General features: G+C 63.0%; 17 protein-coding genes. 7 read left to right on the top strand and 10 right to left on the bottom strand.

The genetic code is table 11. The annotated features are described in order from the left end of the window. Positions 1-67: 67 nt before the first annotated feature. Positions 68-943 carry a dienelactone hydrolase family protein gene (locus tag EPJ54_RS12065; RefSeq protein WP_135211957.1) on the bottom strand — a complete coding sequence of 292 codons (876 nt, stop codon included), beginning with the start codon at positions 941-943 and terminating at the stop codon, positions 68-70. 94 nt (positions 944-1037) lie between these two features. Between EPJ54_RS12065 and EPJ54_RS12060 the strand changes: the two genes are divergently transcribed. Next, positions 1038-2399, top strand: a complete 1362-nt coding sequence (locus tag EPJ54_RS12060; protein ID WP_135211956.1) for a M48 family metallopeptidase — start codon at positions 1038-1040, stop codon at positions 2397-2399. Here EPJ54_RS12060 and EPJ54_RS12055 read toward each other — a convergent pair. Further along, on the bottom strand, positions 2356-2988 hold the full coding sequence (locus EPJ54_RS12055) for an alpha-ketoglutarate-dependent dioxygenase AlkB (RefSeq protein WP_135211955.1): 633 nt from the start codon (positions 2986-2988) through the stop codon (positions 2356-2358). The genes EPJ54_RS12060 and EPJ54_RS12055 overlap by 44 nt on opposite strands. A 307-nt stretch (positions 2989-3295) precedes the next feature. Between EPJ54_RS12055 and dnaK the strand changes: the two genes are divergently transcribed. The 5 genes from dnaK to nth all read left to right on the top strand — a co-directional run bounded on the left by dnaK (position 3296) and on the right by nth (position 9214). After that, complete coding sequence (gene dnaK, locus EPJ54_RS12050) at positions 3296-5203, top strand: molecular chaperone DnaK (protein WP_135211954.1); 1908 nt, start codon at positions 3296-3298, stop codon at positions 5201-5203. A gap of 41 nt (positions 5204-5244) precedes the next feature. After that, positions 5245-6408, top strand: coding sequence for a molecular chaperone DnaJ (dnaJ, locus tag EPJ54_RS12045; protein WP_135211953.1), 1164 nt, complete (start codon positions 5245-5247; stop codon positions 6406-6408). Between the two features lie 800 nt (positions 6409-7208). After that, the gene (dapB, locus tag EPJ54_RS12040; RefSeq protein WP_135211952.1) at positions 7209-8015 is read left to right on the top strand and encodes a 4-hydroxy-tetrahydrodipicolinate reductase; all 807 of its coding nucleotides are present in this window, start codon (positions 7209-7211) and stop codon (positions 8013-8015) included. Between the two features lie 3 nt (positions 8016-8018). Further along, positions 8019-8516, top strand: coding sequence for a DUF2244 domain-containing protein (locus tag EPJ54_RS20055; RefSeq protein ID WP_135211951.1), 498 nt, complete (start codon positions 8019-8021; stop codon positions 8514-8516). Then, positions 8516-9214 carry an endonuclease III gene (gene nth, locus EPJ54_RS12030; protein ID WP_239590895.1) on the top strand — a complete coding sequence of 233 codons (699 nt, stop codon included), beginning with the start codon at positions 8516-8518 and terminating at the stop codon, positions 9212-9214. The genes EPJ54_RS20055 and nth overlap by 1 nt, the downstream gene beginning before the upstream one ends. Here the strand turns inward: nth and EPJ54_RS12025 are convergent. Both EPJ54_RS12025 and EPJ54_RS12020 read right to left on the bottom strand, forming a co-directional pair. Beyond that, entirely contained in the window at positions 9139-10023 is an 885-nt protein-coding gene (locus EPJ54_RS12025; protein ID WP_135211949.1) for an ATP-grasp domain-containing protein, read from the bottom strand. The two genes, nth and EPJ54_RS12025, sit on opposite strands and share 76 nt — an antisense overlap. Then, entirely contained in the window at positions 10023-10418 is a 396-nt protein-coding gene (locus tag EPJ54_RS12020; RefSeq protein WP_135211948.1) for a hypothetical protein, read from the bottom strand. Before EPJ54_RS12020 ends, EPJ54_RS12025 begins: the two co-directional genes overlap by 1 nt. A gap of 94 nt (positions 10419-10512) precedes the next feature. Here EPJ54_RS12020 and EPJ54_RS12015 point away from each other — a divergent pair, with 94 nt between their 5' ends. Further along, positions 10513-11511 carry an adenosine kinase gene (locus tag EPJ54_RS12015; protein WP_135211947.1) on the top strand — a complete coding sequence of 333 codons (999 nt, stop codon included), beginning with the start codon at positions 10513-10515 and terminating at the stop codon, positions 11509-11511. On the opposite strand, the gene hslU is transcribed toward EPJ54_RS12015, so the two are convergent. The 6 genes from hslU to EPJ54_RS11985 all read right to left on the bottom strand — a co-directional run bounded on the left by hslU (position 11508) and on the right by EPJ54_RS11985 (position 17292). Beyond that, positions 11508-12812, bottom strand: coding sequence for an ATP-dependent protease ATPase subunit HslU (gene hslU / locus EPJ54_RS12010; RefSeq protein ID WP_135211946.1), 1305 nt, complete (start codon positions 12810-12812; stop codon positions 11508-11510). The two genes, EPJ54_RS12015 and hslU, sit on opposite strands and share 4 nt — an antisense overlap. A gap of 48 nt (positions 12813-12860) precedes the next feature. Next, complete coding sequence (locus tag EPJ54_RS12005) at positions 12861-13349, bottom strand: redoxin family protein (protein ID WP_135211945.1); 489 nt, start codon at positions 13347-13349, stop codon at positions 12861-12863. A 46-nt stretch (positions 13350-13395) separates the two neighbouring features. After that, a complete protein-coding gene (gene hslV, locus EPJ54_RS12000) occupies positions 13396-13941 on the bottom strand; it encodes an ATP-dependent protease subunit HslV (protein WP_135211944.1) in 546 nt (181 codons plus the stop codon). Positions 13942-13972: 31 nt separating this feature from the next. After that, on the bottom strand, positions 13973-16072 hold the full coding sequence (locus EPJ54_RS11995) for a putative bifunctional diguanylate cyclase/phosphodiesterase (protein ID WP_135211943.1): 2100 nt from the start codon (positions 16070-16072) through the stop codon (positions 13973-13975). Positions 16073-16174: 102 nt separating this feature from the next. After that, entirely contained in the window at positions 16175-16708 is a 534-nt protein-coding gene (locus EPJ54_RS11990; protein WP_167755697.1) for a Smr/MutS family protein, read from the bottom strand. Then, complete coding sequence (locus EPJ54_RS11985) at positions 16705-17292, bottom strand: Tim44/TimA family putative adaptor protein (RefSeq protein ID WP_239590894.1); 588 nt, start codon at positions 17290-17292, stop codon at positions 16705-16707. Before EPJ54_RS11985 ends, EPJ54_RS11990 begins: the two co-directional genes overlap by 4 nt. Between the last annotated feature and the right edge of the window lie 93 nt (positions 17293-17385).

Here is a 17385-nt window from a genome sequence, read left to right as displayed (position 1 = left end):
GCGCCGGGGATGCGGCGCGATTTCTCTTATCTAACACGCAAATGCGTTTTTGGCAATTGACGGACGTCTAGCCGACGCCATTCGCGCGGAACCACGCAAGGCAACGCGCCCACCCATCCGCCGCCGCTTCCGCATTGTAGCTCTCGCGATAATCAGCGTGAAAGCCATGCTGCACGCCGGGATAGACGATGATCTGCGAGCTCGACGGATTGTCCGCCGCTTGCAACGAAGCGCGCATCTGCTCAACGCTTTCCAACGGAATGCCGTTGTCGTTCTCCGCATAGAGACCAAGCACCGGCGTGTGCAGCGTGCCGCCAATATCATACGGCCACGGGCGGTCTTCATCCGCGCCCCAACGCCCCGCCGCCGGCTTCACGACGCGGCCATACCAAGCCACGCCCGCTTTGATGTCAGGGAAGCGCGCGGACGCCATCCACACGACGGTGCCGCCCCAGCAAAAGCCGGTGATGCCGATCGCATTGCGCGCGAAGCTCTGCGCCTTGAGCCAATTGATCGCGCCTTCCGTGTCGGCCATGACCTGCTCGTGATTGGCCGTGCCGACGATGGCGAGGATTTGTTGGAAGTCCGTCATCGGCGCGGGATCGCCGGCGCGATCGAAATAGTCCGGCGCGATCGCGACGTATCCTTCGCGCGCGAAACGACGGCAAACATCCTTGATGTAATCGTGGATGCCGAAAATCTCATTCACGACGATCACGCACGGGTGGCGCCCGCGCCCGGCCGGGCGCGCCACATAAGCCGGCAAGCTGTAACCGCCCGCGCCAGTGATATGCACATCTTCGACGATCAACTCGTCACTCGGCGTCGTCACAGGCGAGGCGCACGACGACACCGCGGCCGTCGCGTAACCCGCAAAGAACAAGGACGCCGCCATCGAACGGCGCGTCGGCGGCAAATTACCTTCCGGCGTGTCTAGACGCATAAATCTCTCCCTCGGTCGCGCCCGTCGCGCATCCCCTTGCGGAGATACATGGTTCGGGTTCAGGCTCGCGGCCAGAGGAATTTGGGGGACATCAATGCGCGCACTTGGATTTGCTGCGTTCGCGGCGGCATTCGCACTTGCGGGATCGGCCTGGGCGGCAACTCCCCTGCCCTTCGATCCCGAGCTCGCGACCCACGCCTGGCTCAATACGCTCGGCCCGGAGGCCACCGCGCGCTCGAACTCATATTTCGAGGGCGGCTATCTTATCGACTTCGCCGGCACAGCGCTCTCGATCCTGATCGCGGGCGGATTGCTTGTACTCGGCTGGGCGCGCGGCGTGCGCGAGTGGCTCGAGAAAACCGTGAAATGGTTTCCGCTCGTGGCCCTTGGCGTCGCGTTCGTGGTCAATCTGATCTCGACGATCGTGAGCTTCCCTTTCACCTATTACGTGGGCTTCGTGCGCGAGCACGAATACGGGCTCTCGACGCAGACCTTCGGCGAATGGTTCGGCGAGCAGATGATCGGCGCCGGCATCGGCCTGCTGATCGGCTCGATCTTTCTCGCCATTCTCTACATCATCATTCGCGCCGCGCGAAACACGTGGTGGATTTGGGGCTCTGTTGTTTCGATCGTTTTCGCAGCACTCATGGTGATGGTGGCCCCGGTGTTCATTTCGCCGCTCTTCAACACCTACACGGAAATGGAGCAAGGCGAGCTGCGCGACAGCATCATCGCAATGGCGCAGGCCAACGGCGTGCCCGCCGACAACGTCTATGTCTATGACCGCTCGCGCCAAACCAATTCGATCAGCGCCAACGTCTCAGGCATGTTCGGCACCACGCGCATTTCGCTCGCCGATACATTGATCGAACGCGGCAGCCCGGAAGCCGTGCGCGCCGTGATGGGCCACGAGATCGGCCATTATGTGCTCGGTCACCTCTATTCGATCATGGCCATGATGATCGGACTGATCGTGATCACGTTCGCGACCGTGCAATACGGATTCCGCGCCCTCGCGAAGAACGAGCGTTGGGGCATTCGCGATATTTCCGATCCCGCAGGCTTGCCGCTCTTCCTGTTGATTATCGCGCTCACCGGCCTCGTCACCACGCCGCTTCAGCGCAACATCACGTACTTCCACGAGCAACAGGCCGACATGTTCGGGCTCAACGTGGCGCGCGAACCAGATGGCTTCGCCGAAGCGGCGGTGCTGCTCTCCGAATATCGCAAGATGGAGCCGAGCGCGGTCGAGGAATGGTTCTTCTACGATCACCCGTCAGGCTGGAATCGCGTGCACAATGCGATGGTGTGGAAGGCGCACGAAATCCAAGCGGGACGCTTGGCGCCCTCCCCGGGCGGGCCGCCGGAAGGTTGGGTTCCTGACTTTGTGCGGGATCGCGAAGCCGCCGCTGCTACGCCGGCTGCGGAACCGTCACCCGCCGCACCGTCAAATTGATCCGCCCCCCTTTCGGGATGAGCCGCGACGTGCCGTTCATGATGCGATCGACGCCATGATACGCACGTCGCGCAGCGCCGCCGAGCAAGCACACATCGCCTGACGCTAGGCGCACACTGCGCGTCGGATCGGAGCGCAGCGCGCCGCCGATGCGAAACAGCGCCGTGTCACCCAGCGAGATCGACAGCACCGGCGCGTCCCACGCCTGTTCATCGCTATCGACATGTAGCCCCATGCGCGCGTCGCCTTCGTAATAGTTCACAAGGCACGCTTCGGGCAGCGCGTCGTACGCCGAATATTTCGCCCAAAGCTCCAGCACCTTCTCCGGCATGTCGGGCCAGGGCTTGCCTGTTTCGGGATGCGTTTCCTGGTAGCGATAGCCCCGCTCTTTGTCGGTCACCCAACCGAGCGACCCAAAATTGGTCATCCGTACGCGCATCGGCAGACCCGATTTCGGCATGCGCGGAATGTAGAGCGGCCCTGCCCGAAGGCGCTGAAACACCGCGTCGCGCAACGCTTCCTGCTCGACCCGATCCAAAAGGCCGGGCCAGAGGCGGAAACCATCAAGGTCGGAGGCGGGGCGGGTCATGCTGTTTACCGGGGCTCCTGCCCCTATCTAGCTATTCGGTTTCTTTTTTGTTCCCCTCAAACCTTGAGCAGGATCGAGCGGCGGCGGCCTTAGCCCTATTTCCCTGCGGCGAATGCGGATAGTCGCTCCCGAAACTCTTGCACCATGTGGGCGATACACCACATGAACCGGGAAACGAACGACCTAAAGCTTGAGGGGGCGATGGGTCGGTCAATCGGAACTGAGAAGACACAGGACGCGCGCTTCGGGGACGCCTATTTGGGTCCGTGAAACGAAGCCACGCTGCTGAAAGGAATGAGGAAGAGAGATGGGTAAAGTAATCGGGATCGACTTGGGCACGACGAATTCGTGCGTGGCCGTGATGGAAGGTTCCACGCCCAAGGTGATCGTGAACGCCGAAGGCGCCAACACCACCCCGTCCGTGGTGGCGTTTGCTGAGAGCGGCGAGCGTCTGATCGGCATTCAGGCCGCGCGCCAAGCCATCACCAACCCGACCCACACCTATTACGCCGTGAAGCGCCTGATCGGCCGCTCTTACGACGACCCGATTTCCAAGAAGGACGCGGAGCTCGTCCCATACAAGATCGTCAAAGGCCCGAACGGCGACGCCTGGATCGAAGGCCGCGACAAGCAATACGCGCCGTCCGAAATCTCCGCCTTCGTGCTGCAGAAGATGAAGCAGACGGCCGAGGATTATCTCGGTGAGCCGGTGACGCAGGCCGTCATCACGGTGCCCGCCTATTTCAACGACGCGCAACGCCAAGCCACCAAGGACGCCGGCCGCATCGCCGGTCTCGAAGTGCTGCGCATCATTAACGAGCCGACGGCGGCCGCCCTCGCCTACGGCTTGGACAAGACCACCGAATCCAAAACCATCGCCGTGTACGACCTCGGCGGCGGCACGTTCGACGTCTCGATCTTGGAGATCGGCGACGGCGTGTTCGAAGTTCGCTCCACCAACGGCGACACCTTCCTCGGCGGTGAAGACTTCGACATTCGCATCCTGAATTACCTCGCGGACGAGTTCAAAAAGCAGAACGGCGTCGACCTGCGCCAAGACAAGCTCGCGCTGCAACGCCTCAAGGAAGTGGCCGAGCAAGCGAAGAAAGAGCTGTCGAGCCGCACCGAGTTCGATGTCTCCGTGCCGTTCATCAGCATGGATTCGAACCGCAATCCGCTCCACCTCAACATGAAGATCACGCGCGCCAAGTATGAGAGCTTGGTCGAGGATCTCGTGCAACGCACGCTCGGCCCCTGCAAGGCCGCGCTGAAAGACGCTGGCCTCACCGCCAACGACATCAAGGAAGTCGTGCTCGTCGGCGGCATGACGCGCATGCCGAAGATCCAGCAGATCGTGAAGGAATTCTTCGGTCGCGAACCGCACAAGGGCGTCAACCCGGATGAAGTCGTGGCCGTGGGCGCCGCGATCCAAGCCGGCGTGTTGCAAGGCGACGTGAAGAACGTCGTGCTGCTCGACGTCACCCCGCTCTCGCTCGGCATCGAAACGCTCGGCGGCGTGTTCACGCGCCTGATCGAACGCAACACCACGATCCCGACCAAGAAGAGCCAAATCTTCTCGACCGCCGAAGATAACCAGCAGGCCGTGACCATCCGTGTCTTCCAAGGCGAGCGCGAAATGGCGGCGGACAACCGCGCGCTCGGCCAGTTCGACCTGGTCGGCATCCCCCCTGCTCCGCGCGGCCTGCCGCAAGTCGAAGTCACGTTCGACATCGACGCCAACGGCATCGTCTCGGTCAGCGCCAAGGATAAGGCGACCAACAAAGAACAAAGCATGCGCATCCAGCCGTCGGGCGGTCTGTCCGAAAGCGACATCCAGCGCATGGTCAAGGAAGCCGAAGAGCACGCGGGCGAAGACAAGTCGCGCCGTGAACTCGCGGAAGCCAAGAACCAAGGCGAGGCCCTGGTCCACGCCACCGAAAAGCAGCTGCAAGAAAACGGCGACAAGATCCCGGCCGGCGACAAGACCGCGATCGAGAACGCAATCGCCGCACTCAAGACCTCGCTCGAAAGCGACAACACCAGCGACATCGCCGCCAAGACGCAAGCTTTGGTACAAGCGTCGATGAAGATCGGTGAAGCGCTCTATGGCGGCGCGGGCCCCGGCGGCGAAGGCCCGGGCGCTGGCGGCGCGCAAAACGAAGACGGCGTTGTCGACGCCGACTTCGAAGAAGTCGACGGCAAGAAGAACTCGTAAGGGTCGGGGCCGAACATGATCGTGCGTGCAGGTAAAATCGTATGACCGCCGCTACTCGCGATTATTACGAAATCCTCGGCGTTGCGCGGGACGCGGATGCGGCGACGATCAAGTCGGCCTTCCGCAAGCTCGCGATGAAATTGCACCCGGACCAAAATCCGGGCTGCAAGGTCTCCGAGGACAAGTTCAAGGAAATCGGCGAGGCGTATTCCGTCCTCTCCGATCCTGAGAAGCGCGCCCAATACGATCGTTTCGGCAAAACCTTCGATGTCGGCGGTGGTCCAGGCTTCGGCCCGGGCGCCGCCGGCTTCAACGACTTCTCCGACATCTTCAACGAGATCTTCGGCGGCGGCTTCGAGGACATGTTCGCGCGCGGCGGCGGCGGACGTGGGCCCCGCAACGGCCCCGAACGCGGCGCGGACCTGCGCTACGACGTCGAGATCACGCTCGAACAAGCCTTCAAAGGTATGGAGCGCGAAATCGTCGTGCCGCGCGCGCAAGCTTGCGAACCCTGCGCCGGCACAGGCTCCGAAGGCAAAGCCCCGCTCGAGACCTGCCGTACCTGCAACGGCGCCGGCCAAGTGCGCGCCAGCCAAGGCATGTTCCGCATCGTGCGCACCTGCCCTGCTTGCCACGGTCGCGGCCAAGCCATCAAAACACCGTGCAAATCCTGCGGCGGCCGCGGCCTCACGCAGAAGGAGCGCACGCTCTCGGTCAAAATCCCGGCCGGCGTTGAAGACGGCACACGCATCCGCCTCTCCGGCGAAGGCGATTCAGGTCTACGCAACGGCCCGCCCGGCGATCTCTATCTCTTCCTCTCGGTGAAGCCGCATTCGCTGTTCGAGCGCGACGGCGCCGATCTCTATTGCCGCGCGCCCGCGCCGATGTGCAAAGCCGCCCTCGGCGGCGAGATGGAAATCCCCACCATCGAAGGCGAGCGCACCAAGATCACCATTCCCGCCGGCGCCCAAACCGGCCGCCGCTTCCGCATCAAAGGCAAAGGCATGACGCATCTGCGCTCGAAAGAGCGCGGCGATCTGCATGTCGAATTGCTGGTGGAAACGCCGGTGAATCTGAGCGCCAAGCAACGCAAGCTGCTCGAAGAATTCGCCAAGGATTGCGGCGAAGAAGCCCACCCGCAAACCCAAGGCTTCTTCGACACCGTCAAAAAATTCTTCGACAACGGCGACCCGCTGGTGCGCTGACGCACGCTCTCGCCGCCGCCGTCAGATGGTTTGCGCTTACCCGGACTCGTTCATTTGCGGATGGGCTTATCCGTATAGGCGCGCAACACCTCGGCGCGCCGTTGCTCCGGCGACATATGCTTGGTTTTTTCCAGCCGCCGCTTGCCCTCAGCCGATAGCCGCAAGCCGCAAGCCCTCAACCTCCGCCATCGCCGCGTAGGCCTCCGCCCCGCCAGCAAAATCAAGCGCCGCGCAAAAATCTATCCGCCCCCGCCCAACCCGCGCGATACTGCGCCCATCGTTCGCGCCGGAGAGCAGGCGGCGCCCAGTTCAGCCAGCGCGCGGGCGATGTGATCGAGCGTGAAGCGCGTTGTGCTTCTGCGCCTTCCGTCAGCTTCAAGGCGGGTGTCCGCGCCGAACCAGGGCGTTCGCCGGATATGCGGAGACAGTGTTTCCCAAGCGATCGCGCGATGCAGGCAAAGCCGCTTCGCGTGAAAGTTGGACGGCGCAATGCAAGCGAGTTGAGGCCCGCTGATAACGGCGGGAGGAAGAACCGGGATCATAGCGAACTCAATGACCCGCACGCCGTCGGCGATCCGTCTTTCTGGTGTGAAAGAACGCCCGCAGCGGAGCCGACGCAAATCAGATCACGGGACGCGGTGAAACCGCGTTTTTCGCGCCGTGCACGCGGCGCATCTTCTGACGCGATTTCACCGCGTCCCGGCTCTCCACGGAGAGCTTCAATTTCCGGCGTCCGCGCCCGCAAGGATGGCGCACGTCTTGGCCTTGCCGGTTCGGATTTCGCGGTCCATGAGGGAGCCATGACGCTTTCTATCGCTATCGCAGGCGCGGCTGGCCGCATGGGCCGCGCTTTGATCCGCGCCGCTTGCGCGGACTCGCGCTTCACTGTCGCCGGCGGCACTGAACGCAGCGAGGGCCAATTCCTCGGCGCCGATCTCGGCGCGCTCGCTGGCATCTCGCCGCTCTTCATGATGACGACCGAGGTCGCCGACCACGCCGCCGAGAATGCGCAAGTCTGGATCGATTTCACCACGCCAGCCGCGACGCTCGACGCACTGACCGCTTTGAAGAACACATCGACGCGCGCCGCCATCGTCGGCACCACCGGTTTTACGGCCGCCGAGGAAGCGCAGCTCGCCGAGCACGCCAAGCGCATCGCCATCGTGCGCTCCGGCAATTTCAGCTTGGGCGTGAATTTGCTCGCCGCCCTCGTTGAACAAGCCGCGCAGAAGCTCGGGCCAGGTTGGGACATCGAAATCACCGAGGCGCATCATCGCCGCAAGGTCGACGCGCCATCCGGCACCGCCCTCCTCCTCGGCGAAGCCGCCGCGAAAGGCCGCAACACGCCGCTGAAAGATTTGCGCCTGGCGCCGTACGACGGCGTCACCGGCGAGCGCCCCGAAGGTCAGATCGGTTTCTCCGTCATTCGCGGCGGCGGCATTGTCGGCGAGCATGACGTGCGCTTCATCGCCGAGCGCGAAATCGTCACGCTCTCGCATCACGCGATGGATCGCGCCGTGTTCGCCGATGGCGCCCTCGCCGCCGCCCTCTGGGTCGCCGATAAACCGCCGGGGCTTTATTCGATGCGCGACGTGCTCGGGCTCTAGACGATGCAGCCACGCTGGGAACGCACGCCGGACGCGCCGTTCTTCGACGGCCCGCTCTATATGGACGCTGTGCTGCGCCCACACCGCAGCCTCAGCGCCAAAGCCTTTCGCGCCATGCTGATCGCCGTGCTCGCGATCAACCTGATTGGCGCGATCGTGTTCATCGCCAACGGCGCCTATCCCGTCGCCGGCTTTCTCGGCCTCGACGTGTTGGCGCTCTATCTGGCGTTCCGCTGGAATTATCGCGCAGCCCAAGCCGCCGAATATGTCCGCATCGGCCCCGGCCGCGTGCATGTCGCCGCTGTCGATAAGAATGGCGTCGCCACGCATTGGCAGCTCAATCCGGTATGGGCGAAGGTCACCCGCGACGGCCCCGGCGTTCTGATCCGCGACAGCGAAGGCCAAATGCGCCTCGGCGCGTTCCTCTCGCCCAAGGAGTGCGAAAGCTTCGCCGTAGCGCTCGACGCCGCTTTGCATCGCGCGAGGCGCGGCGGAATCTAATGGCCAAGCGTCTCACCAAAGCCAAGGCCGAAGAGCTCTACGCGCGCTTGGCCGAGATACGCCCCGATCCGCGCACGGAATTGGAATACACGAATGCGTACACCCTGCTCGTCGCCGTCGTGCTTTCCGCGCAAGCGACGGACAAAGGCGTCAACCGCGCCACGGCGCCGATGTTCAAGATCGCGGATACGCCCGCGAAGATGCTGAAGCTCGGCGAAGACGGTGTCGCGAGCTACATCAAGACGATCGGTCTTTGGCGTAACAAAGCCAAGAACGTCATCGCCCTCTCGCAGGCGCTGATCGACCATCACGACGGCGAGGTGCCGCGCGATCGCGAAGCCCTGGAAGCCCTACCCGGTGTCGGTCGCAAGACCGCGAACGTGGTGCTGATGGAAGTTTTTGGGGAAGGCACAATCGCCGTCGATACGCACGTGTTTCGCGTCGGCAACCGCACCGGTCTGAGCGATGGCAAAACGCCAAATGAGGTTGAAGCTCAGCTCATGCGCATCACGCCACAAAAGTTTATCCACGGGGCGCATCACTGGCTTATTCTGCATGGGCGCTACACCTGCATCGCCCGCAAGCCCGAATGCCCACGCTGCGTCATCGCCGATATCTGTCTTTATAAGGACAAGACCCGCGCGATCGCATCGACGAAAAAGCCCGCGCCTTCGGGTGCGAAATCCAAGAAGAGATAAGGCTCGATCGCCTCGATCTCGATCACACGCCACTTGCCGTCATCGCCCAGCACCAGGTCGATGCGCACATAAAGGAGATCTTTCGGCGCATGCGCCCGCGCCGATTCCGCCGCCGCCATCGCGCCAGACGGCGCGGCTTCGGCGAGGAACGCTGTCTTTCCGGGAATGCTGGCCAGCCAATCGCCCTTGTTGGGCACTTTTCGGATCGCATGCGAAAAGGCGCCGCCAAACCAGAAGAGCGAGCGCTCCCCTTCTGTTTCGATCGATTGCAGATAAGGCTGCACCATCGCTTCCGATTGCGGCCCGTCGATCAGGTCAGCTTCGCTCCACGCATTGCGCTTCAAGCGAATGGTCCGCACCGAGCCCGCGCCGACCTGAGGTTTGATCACGATCTCGGCGGCGTCGAGGGCATCAAACGCCTGCGCCACCGCGCGCGCATCGATTTGATCGAGCCACACCGTCTCGATCGCGGCGGCGCCAAGTTCACGGAGATACGTCTTCCGCGCATTCCAGCGCACCACGGCCGGCGAATTAAACACGCGCAATCCCGCGCGCTCATGCGCTTCGATCGTCGCGATGAATTCGTCTGCGCGGCCGGTATAGTCCCAGCAGGTGCGGATGATCGCGGCGTCGTACCCGCGCTTTGGCAGTTCGGGATCGTCCCAATACTCGATGATGAACTCGATGCCGCGCTTTTTGCCTTCAGCGACAATCAGCTCGTGGCTGACTAATTCCGCTTCCGGCAATTGTCCCGGCCCAAGCGGCGCACCGCGATAGGAGCGTCCGTTGAGATACGCGATCTTCGCCATCACGAACGCCGGCGCGCGTCGGCCTCGCTGGCGCATTGGTCAAGACTGGGCGCCGCCTCGCCCGCGCGCCGCGCGCTCGGATACGATTGCGCCAGGCGCATCGCATTGCGCGAGTCCGCCGCGAATAGAAGGAGGAGCGCGCAATTGTTGTACCGATAGGTCAGCGCCGCACCCGCGCCGTCCTGACGCTCGATGTCGGCCGGGCCAAAGGCGCGCACGATCTCGGCCTGCGTCGGCGCATCGGCGCGGCCAGCAGCGTTGAGCATCTGCGCCAAGCGCGATGTTACGGGCGCCGCGGGTGCAGCCGGGCCGCTTGGTTGCGGGGCCGAATTGGGTGTTGTGGCGGCGCATGCCGCCAGAAACATCAAAGCAATAAGCGAAGCAGCAATTCTCATGGGGCGCGAACATGCCCTGCAAGCTCGCCCGCCGCAATGCTGGACAGCGCCGCGCATGCAGGCTTAAAGGCCTTAACTCTCAAAGGATTTTTGAATGTCCAGCTCGACCTATGACGTCGTCGCCGTCGGTAACGCGATCATCGACGTGATCGCCCAAGTTTCCGATGCGTTCCTGGCTGAGGAGAACATCGCCAAAGACGCCATGAGCCTGATCGACGAAGCGCGCGCTGACCATCTGACCGCGCGTTTCACAAATGCGACGGTTGCGGCCGGCGGTTCGGCGGCGAACACCATGACCGGCATCGCCAGCTTCGGCGGCAAAACCGGCTATATCGGCAAGGTCGCCGATGATGATTTGGGCAGCCAGTTCACGCGCGAATTTCGTGCCGCCGGCGTTGCATTCGACACCCCACCGCGCGCCGGCACGCCGGCCACGGCGCGCTCGCTCATCGCGGTGACGCCGGACGGCCATCGTTCGATGAACACCTATCTCGGCGCCTCCACGCTGCTCAACGCGGACGACATCGACGCTGGCCTCATCACGGCCGGCAAGATCCTGTTCCTCGAGGGCTATCTCTTCGATCGCGACGAAGCGAAGACGGCGTTCGTTCGCGCGGCCGAGATCGCGAAATCAGCGCAGCGCCAAGTCGCGCTGACGCTCTCAGACAAATTCTGCGTCGATCGCCACCGCGACAGCTTCCGTCATCTCGTCGCCGGCCACGTGGATATCCTATTCGCGAACGAGTCGGAGATTCTCTCGCTCTATGAATGCGACGATCTCGGCACAGCGATCGAAACGGCGCGCAAAGTCTGCCCGATCGTCGCCGTTACTCGATCGTCGACCGGCTCACTGATCGTGACCAACAAGGACACGATCGAGGTGAAGGCTTTCCCCGTCGCCGACGTTGTCGACACGACAGGCGCGGGCGATCAATACGCGGCGGGCTTCCTGTTCGGCTACGCACACCAGCGGCCGCTACCGGAATGCGGCGCCCTCGCCTCGCTCGCGGCGGCGGAAGTGATTTCGCACATGGGCCCGCGCCCGGAGCAGAACCTCCGCGCGCTGGCGCTCAAAAGCGGCTTTCGCGTTTAGAGAATGAAGCGGCTGAGATCGGCGTTCTTTGCTAGGTCGCCGACATGCTTGCGCACATAATCGGCGTCGATCCGCAGCGTCTCGCCGCTGCGATCCGGTGCGGAATAACTGACCTCGTCGAGCAAGCGTTCCATCACGGTTTGCAAGCGACGGGCGCCGATATTCTCGACCGTGGAATTCACGTCCGCCGCGATCTCGGCAATGGCCTCGACGGCTTCATCAGTGAAATCGAGCGTGACGTTCTCCGTCTTCAGCAGCGCCTTGTATTGCGTGACGAGGCTCGCTTCCGGCTCTGTAAGAATGCGGCGGAAGTCTTCGCGGGTGAGCGCCTTCAACTCCACGCGGATCGGCAAGCGACCCTGCAATTCGGGCAGCAAATCGGACGGCTTGGCCACGTGGAACGCGCCGGAGGCCACAAAAAGAATGTGATCCGTCTTCACCGGACCGTGCTTGGTATTGACGATCGTGCCTTCGATCAACGGCAGCAGATCGCGCTGCACACCTTCGCGACTGACGTCGCCGCCGCCCGCGCGCTCCGAACGCGACGCGATCTTGTCGATCTCATCAAGGAACACGATGCCATCTTCGGCGGTCAGCGCGAGGGCTTCTTTGATCAGCGCGTCTTGATCGACGAGCTTGTCACTCTCTTCGCGCACCAGTGGTTCGTAGGCTTCATCGACCGTCATCCGCACGTGCTTCGTCCGTTTGCCGAACGCCTTGCCGAAAATGTCGCCGATGTTAACGACGCCGACGCCCTGCTGGCCTGGGATATCGAGATTGCCGAGCGGCGAAGCGTTGTCCTCGACCTCGATCTCAACCGCAGAACCGCCAAGCTCGGAGTTGCGCAGCTTTTTGCGAAACGATTCACGCGTGGCCGCACTCGCGCCCTGCCCCACTAGAGCATCGAGCACGCGCTCCTCGGCGGCGGCTTCGGCGCGTGCTCGCACTTCGCGACGGCGGCGCTCGCGCGCCATGTTGAGCGCGACTTCGACCAGATCGCGCACGATCTGTTCGACGTCGCGGCCGACATAGCCGACCTCGGTGAACTTCGTGGCTTCGACTTTAAGAAACGGGGCCCCGGCGAGCTTGGCTAGGCGCCGCGCGATCTCCGTTTTGCCGACCCCCGTCGGCCCGATCATCAGAATATTTTTGGGCGTGACCTCTTCGCGGAGGTCTTCCGGCAATTGCTTACGGCGCCAACGGTTGCGCAGCGCGATGGCGACGGCGCGTTTCGCGTCACCCTGGCCCACAATGTAGCGATCGAGTTCGGAGACGATTTCGCGCGGAGAGAAGTGTGTCATTGCCACTCACTTAAGGGGCCATCCGCCGGACGTGAAGGGCGCTCAGCCCTAGTCGATCAAAACGTCGCGCGCGCGGGTGCAGTCCACATTGTTGATCTTGGCCTCGACATTGAGGCGCCGCACGATGCCATTATCTGTCGCCAGCAGATAACGCGCTGAGGTCTCGCCCAGCATGAGGTCAGGTGCAGAGACCGTCACGCCAAGCGCGCGCGCCAAGGTGAGATTGCCGTCGGAAAGAAAAGTCATCACACCCGCTGGATCGACCTCCGCGGCCCACGCGGCCACAGCCCAGGGGCTATTGGGCACAACGCACGCGATCAGATCGTACCCTGCAGCGCGAAGCCGGCCGGCGTTTTCCAAGATGTCGGGGATGTGGCGGCAGGTGCACACGGGCGTGAAGGCGCCCGGAACGCCCGCGATCACGGCGCGGCGGCCGGCGATCAGCTCATGCAGCTCGACCGTGTACATGGCGCCGTCGATCATGCGGCCCAGCAAAGCTTGCGGAACTCGTTCGCCGACGGATACGCGCGGTGTCATATACTCATAAAGCGCGGCAGCGCTTACCAGTCGGCTAATGGCACTGCTAAGCCTCTAGCGTTTCAACCGTCAGTTTACCGTTGGTATAGACGCAGATGTCGGCTGCGATCGCCATCGCTTCTCGGGCGATCGCCTCAGCGTCGCTCACATGCGGGTACAGCGCACGCGCGGCCGCCAGCGCAAAATTGCCACCTGAGCCGACGGCCACAACGGCGTGTTCGGGATCGAGCACATCCCCTGCTCCGGTGACGAGGAAGGTCTCTTTGCGATCGGCGACGATCAGCATGGCGTCGAGCCGGCGCAGCGCGCGATCCGTGCGCCAGTCCTTCGCGAGCTCCACGCAGGCCCGGCCAAGCTGCGTCGGGAAACGCTCGAGTTTTTGCTCAAGCCGCTCGAACAACGCGAAGGCGTCCGCCGTAGCGCCGGCGAACCCTACGATCACCGAGCCGCCGGCAAGCTGGCGCACCTTGCGCGCGTTGCCTTTAAGAATAGTCGGTCCCGCCGAGACTTGGCCATCGCCGGCGATCACGACTTTGTTGCCTTTGCGCACGCACACAATCGTCGTGCCGTGCCATTGTTCTGGTTTGCTCATGCGCCTGATGTGGCGAACCGGGCGCGCGCGATCAAGCCGCGTCTTCGGCCGTCACGTCCTCGCCAGCTTGGCGGCGCAGCATTTCGGCGAATTCCGGCGCGGGCACGGCCGCGCCATAGAGGAACCCTTGGACCCAATGGCAGCCGCGCGCGGCCATGAAATCCACGTCTTCGCGGCGCTCAACGCCCTCGGCGACGACCTCCATGTCAAGCGTGCGGGCCAAAGCCAAGATCATCTCGATGATGGCGCCGGCCTGCGCGTCGCCGCGCTCCAGCTGACGCACGAATTGCTGGTCGATCTTGATAACGTCGAACGGCAGCTTCGAAAGCGCCGCAAGGCTTGAGTGGCCGCAGCCAAAATCGTCGATCGCTAGGCGCACGCCGGCCTCGCGCAGCGGCTGGATGATGCGAAGCGCGCGATCGGGATCATCCATCACCATCGATTCCGTGATCTCTAGCTCGAGATTGCTCGGCGCGAGGCCTGCATGCTGCACGACACGCAACACGTTCTCGGCAAAGCGCTCCGTCTTGAACTGCAGCGCCGACACATTGACCGCGACCTTCGTTGGCAAGCCAGCACGCGCCCATGACGCAGCCTTCCAGCACGCTTCGCGCAAGATTGCGTCTGACAATGGGCTGATCAACCCGCTCTCCTCCGCAACCGGAATGAATCGACCGGGGCTGATGATGGTGCGGTCGGGCCTGATCCAGCGCGCCAACGCTTCGCAGGCTTCAATCTTGCCGGTCGCCAGATTTATCTTAGGTTGGAAATAGGCGCGGAATTCATTGCGCTCCAACGCCCCGCGCATTTCACGCTCCAACGTAATGCGAGCGACCGCCTCGCGATCCAGCGATTGCGTATAGAGCTTCATGCGGGCGGGCGCATTTTGCGCAGCGCCGAGCGCCATACGGGCGTGGCGGATGACGCCGTCCGCGTCCGCACCATCTCGCGGCGCCATCGCGACACCGGAGCACGCACCCAGCGTCAGCTTGTGGCCGCGCCACTCGAACGGCTGGTTGAGGCCCGCCGTGAGATGCTGCGCAAAACGAGCGGCGTCCGCTTGAGATAGCCCAGGCGCGAACACCCCAAATTCTGACACCCCTAAGCGTGCGCAACTTGCCCGCTCTTTGCGGCGCATCACAATGCGCTCGACTGTCCGCGCGCTTGACGTAAGTCGCTCTGCGACCGTGCGTATGAAGTCGCGCGCGGCCAGCGGGTCGAGTGTCTGTGTCAGCTTTGGAAGGCGCTGCAGATCTATGACGATCGCAGCGCCCATCGCGTCTTTACCTTGTTGCAGAACGAAGAAATCAATGTCGCGCGCGAACCGATCTTGGTTCGGCAGACGTGTTATAGGATCGACAAAGGCAATTTCTTCGATCTGCCGCATGGACAGGTCGAGGCGCGCCATCATGTCGTTGAAAGCGTTCGCAAGCGTCTCGAACTCGTCCCCCGTGCGAATTGAGATTTTTTCTGCTTGACCTCGCTCGCCGACTTGTTTGGCGAACTTGGCTAGTTCGTCCAAGGGCGCAACCGCGCGGCGCACGAATGCGTTCGTCAACGGAATCGCCGCGAGCAACAAGCAAGCCAAGATCAGTAAGAAAGGGGCAAGCGCTGGTACGACATCGAAAGTGTAAGCGCCCGGCTCCCAGATGCGTACGACAGCGCCGATTGTTTCGCTGTCATGCTTGATGGGCGACGCGACCATCAGGCTGCCGTCTTGCGCGCGCGCGACGTTGGTACGACCTGAACGCATTGCATCGAGCGCGCCCTGTCGCATGCGCGCCTCGTCGCGCGCGTCGCCACTGCTGTCTTGCGCAATCACCGCGCCCGAGGCGTCGCGAAAGGAAAGCGCCCGCACTTCGGCGCGATCGCTGGCGCCCGAGATCATGCGCTCTAGGATCGCAACGCGATTGCCAGTCAGAAGGGTGTCAGAGCGCGCGGCGAGATGCTCGGTGAGGCTCGTGGCGATCACGACCTCCTGGCGGCGGCCCTCGCTGTAGGCGCCAGCCAAAAGGATGCTCACGGAGAGCAACGCGGTCACAGCAATGACGGCCACGGTGAACAGCACCGCGCGCGCCGCAAGCCCGTGCTTGCGGCCAGGCATGACGAAAGATGACAGGCCTTGCGCCATACCCACTCCAAACGCGCGTTCGCGCGCACGAGAGATTTGGCTGGATTGGTTATAATGCGCTGAAGATGCTGCGATTTTCGGTAAACACGGCGGTCAGCAAGCTTAAGATTGCGTTTCGCGGGCGCGCTTGATGAACACGTAGAAGGCGCCGGCGCCGCCATGTGAGCGATGTGCGGGCGCGTAGCCTGTGGTGAGTGGTCGTAGATCACGTTCGGCGAGCCACTCGGGTAAACGTCGCTTAAGCACGCCCTCCCCGCCGCGACCAGCGCCGGTGATGACAATCACGACACTATCGCCGCGCGCTTGCGCGACTTGAAGAAACCGCGCCAACGCGTTGCGCCCAGAATCTTGCGTGTGGCCGTGCAGGTCGAGTGAGCCGCCGATCTCAAGTTTGCCACGGCGAACGCGCTTCTCGGTGTCGCGGCGCGGAAGTGGCGACGCGACTTTAGGCGCGTTGCGTGCCGGCGCCGGTTCAACCAGCGGCCTTTTCTCAGTTCGCTTCGCGACACTCTTTAATGACGGCGCCGGTTCTTCAATGTCCTCGGCAGGTAGCGCACGACGCGTCTTCAAGCTCGCGGCGACGCGGCGCCACAGCTTCTTTTCGTCAGTGCTGAGTTCGCGCTTGCTTTTGCTCACGCCGCCTGGACGCGTGAGAGGAGCCAATTCGGGTCGCCCGAACGCACATTGCGCTCAAACGTCCAGCGCTCACGCGCATCTCGGATACCATGCGCGCCTTCGGCCAATTCCGCTTCGAATTTTACGATTACGCGTGCGGTATCGCCCTGAAGTTCGGCTTCAGCAATCTCAGCAGACTTCAAGCGCACCAACTCGGGCACCGCTTCGTTCGTCTGCGCGCGACGCTCAATAGCGGCAGCATATGAGTCAAAAACGCGCGGCGTCAGCAAGCCACGCAAGGTGTCGCGATCACCCTTGGCGAAAGCGCTGACGATCATCTCGTAGGCCGCCTTAGACCCAGCAACGAAATGGCCGACATCGAAATTGGGATCGGCGCGCAGGATCGCCATGAGCCCCTCGCCCGCAGGGCCAGTGGGCGCTGGCTGCGTGAGCGGCGTTTGCGCCTGCTCACGCGGCATATGGCCTTGCGCCGGCGCAGGCGTCGGTTCAGCCGGACGCTCGGAGCCCGTGCGTTTGCCCAGCGTCGAATAGAGCCGGAACAGCACGAAGCCCGCGACAAACGCGAGGATCAGAATCTCAATCATGCCTTGGTCCAAAACCCGATGCTCCCTGGGCGCCGCTTCTCTGCGCGAAATTAAGATAATGCCAACAGGCGCTTTCTTCCAGCGCGGTTGCGT

The sequence above is a fragment of the Vitreimonas flagellata genome (genome assembly GCF_004634425.1).
In the GTDB taxonomy this organism is placed as follows: Bacteria; Pseudomonadota; Alphaproteobacteria; order Caulobacterales; family Aquidulcibacteraceae; genus Vitreimonas; species Vitreimonas flagellata.
The sequence above is the reverse complement of the archived record's forward strand: the minus strand, read 5'-3'. Positions and strand labels throughout refer to the sequence as shown.

Bases quoted from the DNA above. Each gene is read 5' to 3' on its own strand.
- EPJ54_RS12065 (WP_135211957.1), bottom strand. From the start codon at position 943: ATGCGTCTAGACACGCCGGAAGGTAATTTGCCGCCGACGCGCCGTTCG.
- EPJ54_RS12060 (WP_135211956.1), top strand. From the start codon at position 1,038: ATGCGCGCACTTGGATTTGCTGCGTTCGCGGCGGCATTCGCACTTGCG.
- EPJ54_RS12055 (WP_135211955.1), bottom strand. From the start codon at position 2,988: ATGACCCGCCCCGCCTCCGACCTTGATGGTTTCCGCCTCTGGCCCGGC.
- dnaK (WP_135211954.1), top strand. From the start codon at position 3,296: ATGGGTAAAGTAATCGGGATCGACTTGGGCACGACGAATTCGTGCGTG.
- dnaJ (WP_135211953.1), top strand. From the start codon at position 5,245: ATGACCGCCGCTACTCGCGATTATTACGAAATCCTCGGCGTTGCGCGG.
- dapB (WP_135211952.1), top strand. From the start codon at position 7,209: ATGACGCTTTCTATCGCTATCGCAGGCGCGGCTGGCCGCATGGGCCGC.
- EPJ54_RS20055 (WP_135211951.1), top strand. From the start codon at position 8,019: ATGCAGCCACGCTGGGAACGCACGCCGGACGCGCCGTTCTTCGACGGC.
- nth (WP_239590895.1), top strand. From the start codon at position 8,516: ATGGCCAAGCGTCTCACCAAAGCCAAGGCCGAAGAGCTCTACGCGCGC.
- EPJ54_RS12025 (WP_135211949.1), bottom strand. From the start codon at position 10,023: ATGGCGAAGATCGCGTATCTCAACGGACGCTCCTATCGCGGTGCGCCG.
- EPJ54_RS12020 (WP_135211948.1), bottom strand. From the start codon at position 10,418: ATGAGAATTGCTGCTTCGCTTATTGCTTTGATGTTTCTGGCGGCATGC.
- EPJ54_RS12015 (WP_135211947.1), top strand. From the start codon at position 10,513: ATGTCCAGCTCGACCTATGACGTCGTCGCCGTCGGTAACGCGATCATC.
- hslU (WP_135211946.1), bottom strand. From the start codon at position 12,812: ATGACACACTTCTCTCCGCGCGAAATCGTCTCCGAACTCGATCGCTAC.
- EPJ54_RS12005 (WP_135211945.1), bottom strand. From the start codon at position 13,349: ATGACACCGCGCGTATCCGTCGGCGAACGAGTTCCGCAAGCTTTGCTG.
- hslV (WP_135211944.1), bottom strand. From the start codon at position 13,941: ATGAGCAAACCAGAACAATGGCACGGCACGACGATTGTGTGCGTGCGC.
- EPJ54_RS11995 (WP_135211943.1), bottom strand. From the start codon at position 16,072: ATGGCGCAAGGCCTGTCATCTTTCGTCATGCCTGGCCGCAAGCACGGG.
- EPJ54_RS11985 (WP_239590894.1), bottom strand. From the start codon at position 17,292: ATGATTGAGATTCTGATCCTCGCGTTTGTCGCGGGCTTCGTGCTGTTC.